Source organism: Streptomyces sp. JN8 (genome assembly GCF_055808075.1).
In genome coordinates this window covers 2,954,526-2,970,809 of sequence record NZ_CM147852.1, presented here as the reverse complement: position 1 = coordinate 2,970,809, position 16,284 = coordinate 2,954,526, and the positions used below count along the sequence as shown (strand labels likewise).

At 74.4% G+C, this 16,284-nt stretch carries 12 protein-coding genes; 1 reads left to right on the top strand and 11 read right to left on the bottom strand.

Features of this window, described 5'->3' with window-relative positions:
- The first annotated feature begins 28 nt into the window (after positions 1 to 28).
- Positions 29 to 3,049, top strand: a complete 3,021-nt coding sequence (fxsT, locus tag ACY0MR_RS12630; protein WP_392862174.1) for an FxSxx-COOH system tetratricopeptide repeat protein — start codon at positions 29 to 31, stop codon at positions 3,047 to 3,049.
- Positions 3,050 to 3,126: 77 nt separating this feature from the next.
- Here fxsT and ACY0MR_RS12625 read toward each other — a convergent pair whose 3' ends face one another.
- The 11 genes from ACY0MR_RS12625 to ACY0MR_RS12575 form a co-directional block, all read right to left on the bottom strand.
- Positions 3,127 to 6,927, bottom strand: a complete 3,801-nt coding sequence (locus tag ACY0MR_RS12625; RefSeq protein ID WP_473560759.1) for a multifunctional oxoglutarate decarboxylase/oxoglutarate dehydrogenase thiamine pyrophosphate-binding subunit/dihydrolipoyllysine-residue succinyltransferase subunit — start codon at positions 6,925 to 6,927, stop codon at positions 3,127 to 3,129.
- A 311-nt stretch (positions 6,928 to 7,238) separates the two neighbouring features.
- Positions 7,239 to 8,291: a HAMP domain-containing sensor histidine kinase gene (locus ACY0MR_RS12620; RefSeq protein ID WP_388794104.1), complete on the bottom strand. Its 1,053-nt coding sequence runs from the start codon at positions 8,289 to 8,291 to the stop codon at positions 7,239 to 7,241.
- A 68-nt stretch (positions 8,292 to 8,359) separates the two neighbouring features.
- Complete coding sequence (locus ACY0MR_RS12615; protein WP_361862987.1) at positions 8,360 to 9,097, bottom strand: response regulator transcription factor; 738 nt, start codon at positions 9,095 to 9,097, stop codon at positions 8,360 to 8,362.
- A 71-nt stretch (positions 9,098 to 9,168) separates the two neighbouring features.
- Complete coding sequence (locus ACY0MR_RS12610) at positions 9,169 to 9,840, bottom strand: spermidine synthase family protein (protein ID WP_392862178.1); 672 nt, start codon at positions 9,838 to 9,840, stop codon at positions 9,169 to 9,171.
- A 397-nt stretch (positions 9,841 to 10,237) separates the two neighbouring features.
- Positions 10,238 to 10,849: a hypothetical protein gene (locus tag ACY0MR_RS12605; protein WP_388793424.1), complete on the bottom strand. Its 612-nt coding sequence runs from the start codon at positions 10,847 to 10,849 to the stop codon at positions 10,238 to 10,240.
- Entirely contained in the window at positions 10,846 to 12,174 is a 1,329-nt protein-coding gene (locus tag ACY0MR_RS12600; protein ID WP_473560756.1) for a hypothetical protein, read from the bottom strand. Before ACY0MR_RS12600 ends, ACY0MR_RS12605 begins: the two co-directional genes overlap by 4 nt.
- Positions 12,171 to 12,968, bottom strand: a complete 798-nt coding sequence (locus tag ACY0MR_RS12595) for an ABC transporter ATP-binding protein (protein ID WP_388793428.1) — start codon at positions 12,966 to 12,968, stop codon at positions 12,171 to 12,173. The genes ACY0MR_RS12600 and ACY0MR_RS12595 overlap by 4 nt, the downstream gene beginning before the upstream one ends.
- Positions 12,965 to 14,077 (bottom strand): zf-HC2 domain-containing protein, encoded by a 1,113-nt coding sequence (locus tag ACY0MR_RS12590; protein ID WP_473560754.1) that lies wholly within the window; start codon positions 14,075 to 14,077, stop codon positions 12,965 to 12,967. Before ACY0MR_RS12590 ends, ACY0MR_RS12595 begins: the two co-directional genes overlap by 4 nt.
- Entirely contained in the window at positions 14,074 to 14,709 is a 636-nt protein-coding gene (locus tag ACY0MR_RS12585; protein ID WP_388793432.1) for an RNA polymerase sigma factor, read from the bottom strand. Before ACY0MR_RS12585 ends, ACY0MR_RS12590 begins: the two co-directional genes overlap by 4 nt.
- A 67-nt stretch (positions 14,710 to 14,776) precedes the next feature.
- A complete protein-coding gene (locus tag ACY0MR_RS12580; RefSeq protein WP_473560752.1) occupies positions 14,777 to 15,373 on the bottom strand; it encodes a hypothetical protein in 597 nt (198 codons plus the stop codon).
- Positions 15,374 to 15,534: 161 nt separating this feature from the next.
- Positions 15,535 to 16,182 (bottom strand): GNAT family N-acetyltransferase, encoded by a 648-nt coding sequence (locus tag ACY0MR_RS12575; protein WP_388793436.1) that lies wholly within the window; start codon positions 16,180 to 16,182, stop codon positions 15,535 to 15,537.
- Between the last annotated feature and the right edge of the window lie 102 nt (positions 16,183 to 16,284).

The window sequence follows — 16,284 nt, the reverse complement described above, 5'->3', positions numbered from 1 at the left end:
CGCGGGAGCGGGACGGGAGATGCGACACATGGCGGAACAGCGGTCGGGCGGTGCGGCGGACCACGGGGGCAGGAACGGGCCGGAACACGTCCTCGTGGTCTTCCCCGGCTACCACCGTCCCTGGGCGACCTGGGTCAACCAACGGCTCGACGCCCACGGCGTGCGCGCCAGCCTCCAGCGCTGGGACCCTCCGCGGGAGGTGCCGCTCGAAGACTCGCTGGGCGACCTCCTGCTCGCACGGGGCCAGGTGCTGCTCGTCCTGGACGACTGGTTCTTTCAGCTCGGCCCCCGTGCCGCCGGTGAGTGGAACGACGTGCTGCGCGGCTTCGTAGCCGCCCACTCCGAGCGGTTCGCGGCGGTCAACCTCACCAACCGCCCCCTGCTCCCGGCCACCGCCGTCCTCGAACCCGTCAGCCTGTGGGGCGTCGGCGAGGAGGAGGCCGAGGCGCGCCTGCTCAGCCGGCTCGGCATCGACCCGCGCCGGGCCACCGGCCGTCGGCTGCCCGCCGGATCCCTCGTCCGCTTCCCGGACACGCCTCCCGAGATCTGGGGCGAGATCCCGCGCCGCAACCCGCGCTTCACGGGCCGCGACGACCTGCTCACCGAGCTCCAGACGCGGCTCATGGACGCGGGCCGGGGCAACGCCGCGTGCACCCTGGTCGGCATGTCCGGGATCGGCAAGACCCAGATGGCCGCCGAGTACGCCCACCGCTTCAGCTCCGACTACGACGTCGTCTGGTGGGTCAGTTCCGACGACCGCAACGTGCAGCGCGACCGCTTCGGCGAACTCGCCGCCGAACTCGGCCTGACCACCGGAAACGAACCCGGCGAACGCATCCGCGCCGTCCGCGAGGCCCTGCGCCGCGGCGACCCGCACTCCCGCTGGCTCGTCGTCTTCGACGGCTGGGACGACACCGACGGCGCGAACGTGATGCTGCCGCAGGGCCCCGGCCACGTACTGATCACCTCACGCAACCGCGGCTGGGGCGAGTTCACGGACACCCTGAGCATCCGGGGCTTCGACCGGGCCGAGTCCACGGCCTACCTGCTGCGCCGCGCCCCGCACATCACCGGGCCCGAGGCCGACGAGGTCGCCGCCGAGTTCGGCGACGTGCCGTTGCAACTGGTCCAGGCCGCCGCCTGGCTCGGCGAGTCCCGGATGGAGGTCCCCGAGTACCTGCGCATGGTCCGCGAGGGACGCATCAACGCCATGGACGAGCCCGCCGGCGGCGACGGCATCCCCAACGCCTCCCTGACCTCCTGGTCGATACTGATCAACCGGCTCCGACGCACCCAGCCGCAGGCGATCGACGTGCTCAGCCTGTGCGCCTCCTTCGCCCCCGGCCGCATCCCGCTCGGTCTCGTCCGGGCCTATCCGCAGGCCGACCTCCCCGAGGACCTGCGCTGGATGGTCACCGACCTCGCCTCGTGGTCCCGCGCCCTCGACACCCTGGTCAACTACTCCGTCCTGAGCCGCGAGTCACGCAGCGCGGGCGGCGGCGAGATGGGCCCCCACCAGGAGTCCGTGCACATGCACCGGCTCGTCCACGACATCGTGGCCCGGCTCACCGACGGCGAACACCGCACCGCCCACCGCAAGGCCGTCCGCACCCTGCTGGCCGAGGCCGACCCCGGCAACCCCATGGACAGCCGGAACTGGCCCCGCTACGCCGAACTCCTGCCCCACCTGGAACCCTCCGGGGCACTGAACAGCCGGAACCCGCGCGTGCAGACCGCCGTGCTCAACTGCCTGCGCTACTGCTTCCGCAGCGGCGAGTACCGGGCCGGCATCCGGCTCGCGGAACGGATCCGGGAGAGCTGGTCCACCTTCATGGACCCGGTGAGCCCCGAGATGCAGGAGCTCACCAGCCAGGAGTGCTCCATCCTGCGCAACTACGGACGCTTCCGCGACGCGTACCAACTCGACCTCGCCCTGCGCACCCGCCTCGACGAGGCGCGGACCACCGACCCGCTCGGCTCGCTCCGTTCGGACATCTCCATCGCCAGCGACCTCCGCTTCCTCGGCCAGTACCAGGAGTCGGAGCGGATGCAGCGCGACGTCGTCGCCGAGTGCCGGCGGCTGCTCGGCGAGAACGAGTTCCTCACCCTCGTCGCCGGGAACAACCTCGGGGTCGCCCTGCGGGTGCTCGGGCGCTACAAGGAGGCGTACGAGCAGGACGTCGCCACCCTCGCGCGCTCGGAGAGCGCCCTCGGCGCCCTGCACTCCCAGACCCTCATCCTCGGCAACAACGTCGCCCAGGACCAGCGCCTGCTCGGCCAGTACCGCGAGGCACTGGCCCGGCAGGAGGCCAATGTCCGCGTGCACGTCCGGATCATGGGTCCCCAGCACCTGCAGACCCTGTACGCGCGGGCGCAGCTCGCCCTGTGCCGCCGGCGGGAGGGCAGCTTCCAGCAGGACCTCGGCGCCGCCATGGCGAGCCTGCTCGAACAGATGCAGCAGGTGCACGGGCGCGACCACTACATCACCCTGTCGTCGATCAACAACTACGCCAACTACCTCCGCGAGCACGGCGACCTCGACCAGGCCCGCGAACTCAGCCGTGAGGCCGAGGCCGGATACCGCGCCCTCCTCGGCCCCGCGCACCCCGTCGCCACCGGCGTCCTCGCCAACACCGCCCTCGTCCTCCAGGCGTCCGGCGAACGCGCGGACGCCCTGGCCATCCTGGAGGCCGCCCTCGCCGGCCTGACCTCCTCGCTCGGATCCGACCACCCCTGGGTGCTCGGCTGCGCGCTCAACACCGGAGCCGCCCGCAACTTCAACGGGCGGGTGCACGACGCCGCCGAGCTCAGCCGGGACACCCTCCGCCGGGCCCGGCACACCCTCGGCAACGAGCACCCGCTCACCCTGTCGTGCCAGGTCGCCCTCGCCACCGATCTGCGCGGGCTCCGGGAGACCGAGGAGGCCGGGAAGCTGGAGGAGGACGCCCTGCTCACCCTCACCCGCACGCTGGGCGCCCAGCACCCGCACACGCTGTCGGCGCGGCAGCGCAACCGGCCCTACTGGGACTTCGAGGCCAACCTGGGCTGACAGCCCGCCGGAACGCGGAAACGCCGAAGGCCCGGCGCCCCCTCCGGGGCGCCGGGCCTTCTCACGTGGTGCGACGGTCAGGCGTCGAAGACCTCGTTGACCAGCTGCTGCTGCTCCGCCTGGTGACGCTTGGCCGAGCCGACCGCCGGGGACGAGGAGTGCGGACGCGAGATCCGGCGCAGGCGCTCGCCCGCCGGGATGTCCGCGCCGACCGCCAGGTCCAGGTGGTCGATCAGGTTGAGCGCGATGAACGGCCACGCACCCTGGTTCGCCGGCTCCTCCTGCGCCCAGATGTACTTCGCGGCGTTCGGGTACTTGGCGATCTCGGCCTGGAGCTCGGCACCCGGCAGCGGGTACAGGCGCTCCAGACGGATGAGCGCGGTCTCCGTGTCGCCACGCTTCTGACGCTCGGCCTCCAGGTCGTAGTAGACCTTGCCGGCGCAGAAGACGACCTTGCGGACGCCGGCCGGGTCGGCCGCCGTGTCACCGATCACCGGGCGGAAGCCGCCGGTGGTGAACTCCTCCGCCTTGGACGCCGCGGCCTTCAGACGCAGCATCGACTTCGGGGTGAAGACGATGAGCGGCTTGTGGTGCGGGTTGTGGACCTGCCAGCGCAGGAGGTGGAAGTAGTTCGACGGCAGCGTCGGCATGGCGACCGTCATGTTGTCCTGGGCGCACATCTGGAGGAAGCGCTCCGGGCGCGCGGACGAGTGGTCCGGGCCCTGGCCCTCGTAGCCGTGAGGCAGGAGCAGTGTGACGCCGGAGGTCTGGCCCCACTTCTGCTCGGCCGAGGAGATGAACTCGTCGACGACGGTCTGCGCGCCGTTGACGAAGTCGCCGAACTGGGCCTCCCAGATGACCAGGGCGTCCGGGCGCTCCAGGGAGTAGCCGTACTCGAAGCCCATCGCCGCGTACTCGCTGAGCAGCGAGTCGTAGACGTTGTAGTGGGCCTGCTCCTCGGTCAGGTAGAGCAGCGGGGTGAAGTCCTCGCCGGTCTCCTGGTCGACCAGGACCGCGTGGCGCTGGCCGAAGGTGCCGCGGCGGGAGTCCTGGCCGGACAGCCGGACCGGGGTGCCCTCCATGAGCAGCGAGCCGATGGCGAGGGTCTCGCCCATGCCCCAGTCGATCGTGCCGTCCTCGACGGAGGCGGCGCGGCGCTGCATCTGCGGCATCAGACGCGGGTGGACCGTGATCCGCTCCGGGATGCTGACCTGCGACTCGGCGATCCGCTTCACGACCTCGGCGGAGACCGCGGTGGTGACGCCGACCGGGAAGGTGGCCTTGGCGTCCGGCACGACGGCCGAGGCCGGGGCGTTGGTGGCCTCGCGGACCTCCGCGAACACCTTCTCCAGCTGCCCCTGGAAGTCCTGGAGCGCCTGCTCCGCCTCTTCGAGGGTGATGTCGCCGCGACCGATGAGGGACTCGGTGTACAGCTTGCGCACCGAGCGCTTCTTGTCGATCAGGTTGTACATCTGCGGGTTGGTGAACTGCGGGTTGTCGCCCTCGTTGTGACCGCGGCGGCGGTAGCAGATGAGGTCGATCACGACGTCCTTGTTGAACGTCTGGCGGAACTCGAAGGCGAGCCGCGCGACGCGGACCACGGCCTCCGGGTCGTCGCCGTTCACGTGGAAGATCGGCGCCTCGATCATGCGGGCGACGTCGGTCGCGTACATCGAGGAGCGCGAGGACTCCGGGGCGGCGGTGAAGCCGACCTGGTTGTTGATGACGATGTGGACCGTGCCGCCGGTGCGGTAGCCGCGCAGCTGCGACATGTTCAGCGTCTCGGCGACGACGCCCTGGCCGGCGAAGGCCGCGTCGCCGTGCAGGGCGACGGGCAGGACGGTGAAGTCCGTGCCGCCCTTGTTGATGACGTCCTGCTTGGCGCGGACGATGCCTTCCAGGACCGGGTCGACCGCCTCCAGGTGCGAGGGGTTGGCGGCCAGGGAGACGCGGATCTCCTCGCCGTCGAGACCGACGAAGGTGCCCTCGGCGCCCAGGTGGTACTTGACGTCGCCGGAGCCGTGCATCGACTTCGGGTCGAGGTTGCCCTCGAACTCGCGGAAGATCTGCGCGTAGGACTTGCCGACGATGTTCGCGAGGACGTTCAGCCGGCCGCGGTGGGCCATGCCGATGACGACCTCGTCGAGGCGCGACTCGGCGGCCGAGTCGATGACCGCGTCGAGCAGCGGGATGACGGACTCGCCGCCCTCCAGGGAGAAGCGCTTCTGGCCGACGTACTTCGTCTGCAGGAAGGTCTCGAAGGCCTCGGCGGCGTTGAGCCGGCGCAGGATCCGCAGCTGCTCCTCGCGCTCCACACGGGAGTGCGGGCGCTCGACGCGGTCCTGGATCCACTTGCGCTGCTTCGGGTCCTGGATGTGCATGAACTCGACGCCGGTGGTGCGGCAGTACGAGTCGCGCAGCACGCCGAGGATGTCGCGGAGCTTCATCATCGACTTGCCGGCGAAGCCGCCGACCGCGAACTCCCGCTCCAGGTCCCACAGGGTGAGGCCGTGCTCGGTGATGTCCAGGTCGGGGTGCTTGCGCTGCTTGTACTCCAGCGGGTCGGTGTCGGCCATGACGTGGCCGCGGACCCGGTAGGAGTGGATGAGCTCGAAGACGCGCGCGGCCTTGGTGACGTCGTCGTCGTGCGAGGCGTCGATGTCCTTGAGCCAGCGGACCGGCTCGTAGGGGATCCGCAGGGCCTTGAAGATGTCGTCGTAGAAGCCCTGCTCGCCGAGCAGGAAGTTGGCGACGACGCGCAGGAACTCGCCGGAGGCGGCGCCCTGGATGACGCGGTGGTCGTACGTCGAGGTCAGGGTCATGACCTTCGAGATGCCCAGCTTGTTCAGGGTGTCCTGGGAGGTGCCCTGGAACTCGGCCGGGTAGTCCATGGAGCCGACGCCCATGATGACCGACTGACCGGGCATCAGACGCGGGACGGAGTGGACGGTGCCGAGGCCGCCGGGGTTGGTCAGGGAGACCGTGACGCCGCTGAAGTCCTCCATCGTCAGCTTGCCCACGCGGGCCCGCTTGACGATGTCCTCGTACGCCTGCCAGAACTCGAAGAAGTTGAGCGTCTCGGCCTTCTTGATGCCCGCGACGACGAGCTGGCGGTCGCCGTTGGGCTTCACCAGATCGATCGCGAGACCGAAGTTCACGTGCTCCGGCTTGACCAGGGTCGGCTTGCCGTCCTTCTCCGCGAAGGAGTAGTTCATCGACGGCATGGCCTTGATCGCCTGCACCATCGCGTAGCCGATGAGGTGGGTGAAGGAGATCTTCCCGCCCCGGGCGCGCTTCAGGTGGTTGTTGATCACGATCCGGTTGTCGAAGAGCAGCTTCACCGGGACGGCGCGGACGGACGTGGCCGTCGGCACCTCCAGCGAGGCGTTCATGTTCTTCGCGACCGCGGCGGCGGGGCCGCGCAGCGTGAGCAGCTCGGGTCCGGCCGGGGCCTCGGCCGCAGGCTTGGCGGCGGCGGGCGCGGCCTTCGTCGCGGCGGGGGCGGCGGCGGCCGGCTTCGCGGCAGGGGCCGCGGCGGGCTTCGCCGGCGCCGGGGCGGCCGGGGTCGCGGCCGGAGCGGGCGCGGGGGCCGGAACGGCCGCGGGAGCGGCAGGCGCGGCCTGTGCGGGGCCCGCCTGCGGCGCCGCGGGGGCGCTCGGGGTGGTGGCGGCCGGGGCGGTCGGGGTCTCCGACGCTCCCGGCTTGTAGTCGGCGAAGAAGTCCCACCAGGCACGATCGACCGAATTCGGGTCCTGGAGGTACTGCTGGTAGATCTCGTCGACGAGCCACTCGTTGGCACCGAAGGCGGCTGCGGGGCTCACGCCTCGCCCGTCTTGGTCGGCCGGGGAGCTCGGGGTACTGGGGGACTGAGACGACACGGCGGCAACCGCCCTCTTCCGCTTCGCAAGGTGATGGACAGCGGAAATAAAGGCTACGCCTGTCCGGCCGAGAGGTGCAGGCGGGGAGCGCCAACGTCGTGCAAGTCACACTTGACGGCGTGTTTCGGGGCAGTGAATGGCGGGAAACAAGCGGGGTTCCGGATGCGTGCGGGTACGGGAAAGCCCGGGAACGGCCCCCTTCGACCGCACCCCTGACCGCATCCCGCTCACGTGCGCGGAGGTCTCCCTCGCGCGCAGCCCGGTGGACCGGCTTCGCCGCAGGACCCGGCTGTTCCGGTTCGAACCCTACGTCAATCTCTCGGCGGAGGGCTGCCCGGAAGAGTGACCCTGATCCGGCAGCCGCGTGATGATTCGGCCACCCCGATCCCGCCGCCGTGCAGATCCACGGCCCAGCGGGCGATCGCGAGCCCGAGCCCCGTGCCGCCGTCGCTCTTGGGGCCCTGCCGGTGCGGCGCCGTGCCCCGGTTGAACCGCTCGAACACCCGGTGCCGCTCCGCCTCCGGGATGCCGGGACCCTCGTCCTCGACCTCCAGCTCCAGGGAGTCCGGGTAGGGCCCGCGCCGGGCCCGGACCGTGACGCGGCCGTGCGGCGGCGAGTGCTTCACCGCGTTGTCGATCAGGTTCGCCATGACCTGGTGCAGCCGCTCGGCGTCGGCGTGCGCCACCAGCTCGGGCGGCGACACGTCCAGGTGCAGGTGCACGTCCGTGCGGTTGTGCAGGCCCGAGGTGGAGGAGAGGCCGCGCTGCGAGGCGGCGAGGTTCGCTTCGCGCAGAACTCCGGAGAGATACGGCCAGACCTCGAAACGGCTCGCCCGGAGCGCCACGACACCGTTGTCAAGACGTGACAGGTCCAACAGCGTCTCCACCAGCCGGCCCAGCCGCTCGGTCTGCTTCAGCGCCGACCGCATCGTCTCCGGATCCGCCTCGGACACCCCGTCGACGACGTTCTCCAGTACGGCCCTGAGCGCGGCGATCGGGGTCCGCAGCTCGTGCGAGACGTTCGCGACCAGCTCCTTGCGGTGCCGGTCCACCGCCTCCAGGTCGTCGGCCATCCGGTTGATCGTCGACGCCAGGTCGCCCAGCTCGTCGCGCCGGTCCGCCCCCCGCACGCGCCGGGTGAAGTCCCCGCGGGAGATCGTCCCGGCCACGGTGGTCATCTCGTCCAGCGGCGCCGTCAGGGACTGCGCCACGAACTGGGTGATCAGCAGGGTCGCGATCATCGCGAAGATCGTGATGTAGCGGAACTCGGTGGACGTGCGGATCGCCACCAGCGCCAGCCCGGAGGTCAGCAGCACCGCCCCGACGACCAGCGTGCCCAGCTTGGTCTTGATCGAGATCGCGATCCGGCGCGGCCGTCCGGCCGCGCCGTCCGGTCCCCGCCGCCCCCGCGGCCCCCCGGGCCTCCGCCGGCTCACAGCGCCGGGGTCTCCAGCGCGTAGCCGACGCCGTGGACCGTGCGGATCCGCTCGGCCCCGATCTTCCGGCGCAGCGCCTTGATGTGGCTGTCCACGGTCCGGGTGCCCGAGGCGTCGGCCCAGTCCCACACCTCGGCGAGCAGCTGCTCGCGGGAGAGGACCGCCCGCGGCGTGCTCGCCAGGCAGACCAGCAGGTCGAACTCGGTCGGGGTCAGGTGCACGTCCTCGGACCGCACCCGCACCCGGCGCTGCGCGTGGTCGATCTCCAGCTCGCCGAGGCGCAGGATCCCGCTGCGCGGGGTCACCGCCGCCAGCGCGGCGCGCTCCACCCGGCGCAGCAGCACGTGCACGCGGGCGGCCAGCTCGCGCATCGAGAAGGGCTTCGTCATGTAGTCGTCCGCGCCCACGCCGAGGCCGACCAGCATGTCCGTCTCGTCGTCGCGGGCGGTCAGCATGAGGACCGGGACGGGACGGGCGGCCTGGACCCGGCGGCACACCTCAAGACCGTCGAACCCGGGCAGCATCACGTCGAGGACCATCAGGTCCGGCTGCCACGCCTCCGCGGCGTCGACGGCGGCGGGGCCGTCCGTCGCGGTCTGGACGAGGAAGCCCTCCGCGCGGAGCCGGGCGGCGATCGCCTCGACGATCGTGGTGTCGTCCTCGACCACGAGCACCCGGCGCTGGGCCCCCGGAGTGGCCGCCGCACCGTGGTGAGTGGTGTGTGTCTGCTCCATTGCCCCGCCTCGCGTCGCCGATGTCGGCTCAGCAGCCTAGAGGTACCGGTGGCGTCCCGGCTATCCAGGACTTACTCGGGACGGATGCCGAGGTGAACCGCGTCGGGGACGCCCCGGGCAACCGGGATCTCTTCCGTCCGTACCCCGCTGAATCCGGCATTCCGCAAGGACCCTTCGAAATCGACGGACGGTCGGGCGGACCACACGGCGAGCACTCCACCCGGGTTCAGACGGGCCGCGCAGGACGCCAATCCCTCGGCCCCGTAAAGGGATTCGTTGTCCTCGGTGACCGTCCAGTCCGGGCCGTTGTCGATGTCCAGACAGAGCGCGTCGTAGGTGTCGGAGGAGGTGCGCAGATGGGCCACGAGGTCCGTGTGCAGGATCACGGTCCGGGAATCCGCCAGCGCCGCCCCGGAGATCGCGGCGAGCGGGCCGTGCCGGTGCCAGTCGATGACGGCCTCCTCCCGCTCGACCGCGGTGATCCGGCCCCAGCGGGGGTCGGCCGCCGCGTGGGCCAGCGAGAAGCCGACCCCCAGGCCGCCGACGAGCACGGACGCCCCGGAGCGACGCCCCTCCGGGAGCGCGGCCTGCGCCGCGTCGACCAGCAGCCGCTCGGAGCGCCCGTCGGAGGTGTCCATCAGGAAGGTGCCGTTGGCGATGATCTCGAAGTGCGCGTCGCGCCGGCGGAGCACGACCTCCCCGTACGGTCCTTCTCGGCGGTCGAGGGTGACGGTTCCTGGCATGAATCGGTCGCTCCGCTCTCGGCTCGGCAGTGGGCCCCGGCCATCCTGGCGGGGCCGGGGCGGAGCGGACAAACCCGTTTCCCGCGCGGGTGGCCCGGATCGCACGTCCGTACGGCCGCCACGCCCCGTACACCGGCCGGTGACGCCCCGTCGCCGGCCGCGCCGGGCGGAGCCGCGCGGCGGCACGACGGCCGCGCCCGGAGACCCGCGCCCCACCCCGCCGGGAGTTCGTCAGGTCCGGACGCGAGGCGGGCGGGGACCGGCCGGGGGCGAGCCTCGGGCGCGGGCCGTTCCGGACCGGGGCCGGGCGGGGCCGACCGGGGCCGCGCGGGGTCCGGCTCTGGGTCGGGCCTCGGGCGCGGCCCGTTCCGGACCGGAGCCGACCGCGGGCCGGGCCTCAGGCGGCGCCCGTCGTCCGCCGCGCGCCGCGCCACGCGTACAGCCCGGTGCCCGTCACCAGGGCGGCGAGCGCCACCGTCCACGCCCCCCGCTGAGCGCCCGGCTGCATCACCCACGCCCACCACTGCGCCCCGCCGCCCGGCGCGGACGGAGCCGCGAGGTAGACCGCGCCCACCAGGAACGAGGGCGGCAGCCAGCTCAGACGACCGCCGACGACGACGGCCGCGCCCGCCGTCACCCCCACCAGCCCCAGGGTGTTGCGCACGGCGGCCGGCGCCCCGAACTGCTCCGCGTGACCCGGCACCGCGAGGGCCAGCAGGGCGACGGCGAGGGCGGTCGGGGCGAGGACGTGGACCAGCCGCCGCGGCCACCACGCCCGGACCGCCGTACGGTCCAGCTCGTCGCTCGGCGTGTGCAGGCTGGTGCCGACGGCGGCGGCCGCGAGCAGCGGGCCGAGCACGACGACCGGCAGCCGCGCCCGGTGGTCGAAGTCGGGCAGGGACTGGAGCCACCAGGCCGCCCAGGCGGCGGCCGCCGCCGTGCCGGCGAGCGCGCCCAGGGCGCCCGGCAGGGCGCGGGAGCGCAGGTAGAGCAGGGCCGCGGGCCTCACGGGATCGGCACCTCCTCCGGGCGGCAGGTGTTCGCCGCGAGGTAGCGGGCCAGGTAGTCGCGCTGGGCGGCGGCCGGCTTGGCCCGGAGCCGGTCGATGTACGGCCGGGCCGCGGTGGTGTCGGGGCCGTAGTCCTCGGGCGTCGGGGCCAGCCACTCGATGACGGCGAGGTTGACGACGCTCGTCCGCTCCGCGTCCGGACCGGTGCCGTCCCCCGGCCGGCAGGTGTCCGAGAGCAGCCAGGACACCGCCGCGTTCAGGTACAGGTCGGGCCGCGGGAGCCGGCCGCGCACCGCGTCCGCCGCGGCGTTCGGAAGCTCCACGTCCCCGGGGCGAGGCGGTCCGAAGGGTCCGCCGACCCAGCGGACCGGGGCGCCGGGGATTCCCTTGAGGCGCGCGTTGAGCGGGGCGAGCGCCGCCGAGACCTCGGGCAGCAGACGGGAGTCCACGGCCGTCAGGCAGACCTGCGGCACGCCGTCGTCGCAGAGCGGGCGGGCCAGGGCCGGGTCGGGGCGCCACGGGCCCTCGTCCGGCGGCAGGCGCAGGATCAGGCCGGCGGCGGCCACCGCCACCGCCAGCGGCACCAGGGCGAGCAGCCGCCGCCGGGCGGGGCGCAGCCCGGCGGCCAGGACGGCGCTCAGCGCGAGCCCGGCCGTCCACGCCATCGACACCGGGCCGAACCACCACACCGGCCGGTCCCAGAGGAACTGGTGCTCGGCGGCCGGCCCGAGCCAGCGGGCGGAGCCCTGGCCGTAGGCGCCGACGCCCAGGGCGACGTACCCGACGATCCCCAGCAGCGGGGCCGTCAGCCGCCAGCGGACCGCGCGTCCGACGACGTGGCCGAGGGCGCCGAGGGCGGCGACGGCGACCGCGTCGGCCGCGAGGAGTTCCAGGAAGGGGCGGCCGCCCGCGGCGTACGGCCACGTCGCGACGAGGCAGACGGCGTCGGCGAGGAGCACCCCGGCGGCGGGCCAGAGCGCGGACGGGGCGACCGCGACGAACAGCCTGCGGAGCGGCGGGCGGGCCGCGGACTCCCACAGGTCCAGCGTCCCGCGCCGCCGGTCCCGGCCGCCCTGCCAGCAGCCCGCGGCGAGCGCGAGCGGACCGGCGAGCAGTCCGGCGGCCACGTGCAGCGTGTTCGTGGCGTCGGCCCAGCGTCCCTGCCAGCCGGGCGCCTTGCCGTACATGGTCACGAGCAGGGTGAGGAGGACGGCGAGACCGGTCCACGGGCCGAGCCCGCGGCGGAGTTCGACGACGACGGGCCTGGTCGCCCGCCCGGCCCGCCGGGTGGCGCGCGGCGGGGGAGGGGTGAGGACGGCGGTCACCGGAGCGCCCCCTTCGCGGCGTCCGGGGCGGCCCGGTGGGCGCGCAGGGCGGCCGTGTAGCCGCGCTCGACGGCGTGCGTCGCGGAGTCGTCCCCGTCCGCGGACTCCCCGCCGAGGGCGGTGAGTTCGGCCGTCGAGCCCTGGAAGGCGAGGCGGCCCCCCTCGATGAGGGCGACGTCGGTGCAGGCCGCGGCGACGTCCTCCACCAGGTGCGTGGAGACCACCACCGTCGCCTCCGTGCCCAGCTCCCGCAGCAGCGAGCGGAAGTCGACCCGCTGTTCCGGGTCGAGTCCGGCGGTCGGCTCGTCGAGCAGCAGCAGTTCCGGTTCGTTCACGACGGCCTGGGCGATTCCGGCGCGCCGGACCATGCCCCCGGACAGCGTTCTCATCCGCGCGTCGATCCGGTCCCCGAGCCCGACCCGCGCCACCGCGCGCTCCACGGCCGCCGGGACGCGGTCGGCCGGCACCTCCTTGAGCCAGGCGACGTAGGCCACGAACTCCCGCACGGTGAAGGCCGGGTAGTAGCCGAAGTCCTGCGGGAGGTAGCCGAGCCGGCGGCGGATGCCGGTGCGCTCGCGGTGCCGGGTGGCGTCTCCGCCGAGGAGCTCCACCCGGCCGGAGGAGGGGGCGGCCACGGTCGCGAGGACCCGGATGAGGGAGGTCTTGCCGGCGCCGTTCGGGCCGAGCAGTCCGTGGACGCCGGGGCCCAGGGACAGGTCGAGCCGGTCGAGGGCGACGGTGCGGCGATGGCGGACGGTCAGTCCGCTCACCGCGACGGCGGGCGAGGGGGTCACCGGGGCTCCAGGTGGTCGAAGGAACGGCGCCGCACCGCGAGGAGGGTGGCGCAGGCCAGCGCCGCGCCGGCCCACCCCCCTTGGGCGGCGGGGCCGGAGAAGTACGGGGCGAGCGCGGCCGCCGGGGCGGCCGTGTCCACGGGGCCGAGCAGCGTGCCCGTGACGGCGAGCAGCCATCCGCCGCCCAGCGTCGCGGCCGCCGCCCGGCAGCCGACGAACGAGCCGAGCGCGAGCGTCGCCAGGGTCAGCGCCAGACCCGGAAGCAGCCAGGCGGCGGCCCCCGGGAGTCCGGCCACCGGCGGCAGCAGCGCGCCCCCGGCCGTCAGCAGCGGTACGCAGACGACGAGGACGGCGGCGGTCCGGGTGAGCAGCAGCCGCAGTCCGCCGGAGGGCGTGGCCGCGGTGATCTCGTGCATCGGGTCGGCGTGCCGCCCGTAGGAGACGGCGACGCCGGCGAGCGGGAGGACGGGGGAGAGGGCGAGCAGCAGACCGCCCGCGCCGCGGACCCCGGCCCCGTGGGCGAGCGCGAGGGCCCCGCCGACGACCAGCAGCACGGCCACCGCCCAGGAGCCGCGGACCGCGGGCCCGACCGCCCACCAGAGCCGGGCCCAGCGGCCGGTTCGGGTGGGGGTGGAGGGCGAGGGGGTGGCCTGGGTGGGGGTCGGCCCGATGGTGCCGTGTGCGGGCCGTCGTCGTGTGGTGCCGCGGACCGCGGGCCCGACCGCCCACCAGAGCCGGGCCCAGCGGCCGGTTCGGGTGGGGGTGGAGGGCGAGGGGGCGGCCGGAGCCGGGGTCGGCCGGATGCCGCCGGGTGCGGGTCGTCCTCCTGTGTCGCCCGCGAGCGGGGGCCGGGCGCCCGCCCGGGCCCCGGCGGCGGCGCCGATCGACGCCAGCAGGTCGGCGCGGACGGCCGCGAGCACGGGGCCGGCCGTTCCGGCGCGCACGGCGGCCGAGACGCGGCCCGCGCAGCCCGCGCAGGACTCGACGTGCTTCTCCAGGGACCAGGCGTCGGTCTCGGGCGCGGCACCGTCGGCGTACCGGCGCGCGAGGTCGTCCGTGACGTGCCAGGGCAGCCCGGGGCCGTCCGCGGGGCGGCGCTGTGTCGTCATGCGGTGCCTCCCAGGGCGTGGGGGCCGCCGGGGCGGGCCGCCCCGAGTGCGGCGCGCAGTTCGCGGCGGGCGCGCAGGGCGCGGGTCTTGACCGTGCCCTCGGGTATGCCGAGGAGCCGGGCGGTCTCCCGGGTCGTCAGACCGTCGACGACGGTGGCCCGCAGGACCTCGGCGAGCTCGGGGGAGATCCGGTCGAGGGCCGCGCCGACCTCCCCGTACTCCAGGCCGGCGAGCACCCGGTCCTCGGCGGAGGGCGCGGCGCCGGGCGGCTCCGCGGGCAGGGCGGCGTGCCGGGCGGCCTCGGTCACGACGCGTTCCGCGCGGGCCCGGGCCCGCTGCGCGTCGACCAGGCGCCGGGCCGCGATCACCCAGAGCCAGCCGCCTGCCTCGCCCCTGCCCCGGTGGCCGCCGGCCGAGCGCCAGACCGTGACGAAGGTGTCCTGGAGGACCTCCCGCACGGTCTCCTCGTCGGGGCAGCGCCGGGCGAGGCGCGCGTGCAGCCAGCCGGCGTGCCGGTCGTAGAGCACGGCGAGCGCCTCGGAGTCCCCCCGGGCGACCGCGCGCAGCAGCGCCGTGTCGTCGTCCTCGTCGCCCCCTGCGGGGCCTCCCCCTGGGGGGCGCACCAGTCTCACGCCCTCTCTATCGCGCGCGTGCCCCGGTCCGGTTCTCCGGGGCCCGGGGCCGTCGCGCCCGCCGGGCTCAGGGCCGCGTCGGAGGGCCGCCCTCCGGGAGGGCGGCGAAGACCCGCCGGAGCGCCGCCGGGCGCTCGTCCTCGCCGTCCTGCGCGACGACGAGGCGGTGCCGGTACGTCACGCGGTACTGGAAGCCGTCGGGGACCGGGCGGCCCGTGGGCCGCTCCGGGACCCGGGCGTAGGCGGGGTCGGCCAGGGCGGCCCGCAGCTCGGCGGCCTGGGCGGGGGTCTGCCGGCCGGTCCGGGGCGGCTCGGTGCGGGAGCGGATGCTCCAAGAGCCGTCGTGCCGGACGACCAGCGTGTTGCGGACCCCGGCGAGGCCGCCGTCGACGACGACCTCGACGAGGAGCCCGGCCGGCTGCGGGTCCGTGGTGGAGGTGCCGGGTGCCGGGGTGGTGCCGGCGGGCGGAGTGGCCGGGGGCTGTGGGGTGCCCGGGTCGGGCGATCCGCTCTCCCCGGGGGGCGGCGGGGCCGGTGCGCTCGTCGCCGAGGACGGTCCGCCCGCCTCGGTCGGGGTCGCGGGACCGCAGCCGCTCGCACCGCCGACCAGGGCCCCGACCAGGATCAGGGCCCCGCACCACGTCCCCCGCGCGCCTCTCGCCATGGTCCGAGCATGCCGGGTGCCGGGCCTCCCGCGCAGCCGTACGGCCGGGTTCGCGCCCGCGGGCCCAGCCGGGCGCGCCGCGGTCCCGGGCGATGCCGGGCGCGACGCGGTTCCGTGCGACGCCGGCGCGCCCGCGGTCCCGGGCGATGCCGGTGATCGGCTCAGCCGGCCGCGCCGCCGTCCCGGACGATGCCGGTGATCGGCCCCCGGTAGCGCCAGTCGAGGGAGTCGTACAGCGCGAGTCCGTCCGTGGTCGCGGCGAGCACCCCGGTCGCGGCTCCCGCCTGGGCGGCGGCGGCCTCCAGGGTGCGCATGACGTTGGCGCCGAGGCCGCGCCGCCGGTGCGCGGGATCGGTCTCGATCTGGTCGGCGACGGCGGTGGAGCCGGTCGGGGCGATCCGGCCGCTCGCGGCGAGGGTGCCGTCGGGCGCCAGGACGCGGACGCGGATGACCCCGTCCCGGACCTCGGTGGTCCGCGCGTACCCCTCGGGCGGGGCCGGGCGGGCGCCGGGGTCGAGCGGCTTGACCATCATGAATCCCGGGTCGTCGGGGACGGTCCACCCCTCCGTGATCCATGCCTGCGCGTCCTCGGGTCCCGCCATGACCTTGAGCCAGCTGTAGGGGGCGGTGAGGCGGGTGCAGAGCGCGCCGACCGTGGCGGCGTCGGGGGCGGGCAGCACGTGGCGCACGACGTGCCGGGGCAGTCCCACGTCGATCCGGTGGCCCCAGGGCTCGGGGACGGCGGCCGGGGTTCCCCGGGAGACGGTCCAGCCCGTCACCCAGGCCGATGTAAGAGCTGCAATATCCATGCAGGTATTACATCGGTCGTTCCCGGCCTGCGCGAGAGTGATCGCTCAGAGCGAACAGGCGTCCGGGAACATCCACGGGCTCACATGCATTGAGTCGACATA

Excerpts from the sequence above, each read along its gene's own strand:
- fxsT (WP_392862174.1), top strand. The coding sequence starts at position 29 with ATGGCGGAACAGCGGTCGGGCGGTGCGGCGGACCACGGGGGCAGGAAC.
- ACY0MR_RS12615 (WP_361862987.1), bottom strand. The coding sequence starts at position 9,097 with ATGGAGCAGACACACACCACTCACCACGGTGCGGCGGCCACTCCGGGG.
- ACY0MR_RS12610 (WP_392862178.1), bottom strand. The coding sequence starts at position 9,840 with ATGCCAGGAACCGTCACCCTCGACCGCCGAGAAGGACCGTACGGGGAG.
- ACY0MR_RS12590 (WP_473560754.1), bottom strand. The coding sequence starts at position 14,077 with ATGACGACACAGCGCCGCCCCGCGGACGGCCCCGGGCTGCCCTGGCAC.
- ACY0MR_RS12580 (WP_473560752.1), bottom strand. The coding sequence starts at position 15,373 with ATGGCGAGAGGCGCGCGGGGGACGTGGTGCGGGGCCCTGATCCTGGTC.
- ACY0MR_RS12575 (WP_388793436.1), bottom strand. The coding sequence starts at position 16,182 with ATGGATATTGCAGCTCTTACATCGGCCTGGGTGACGGGCTGGACCGTC.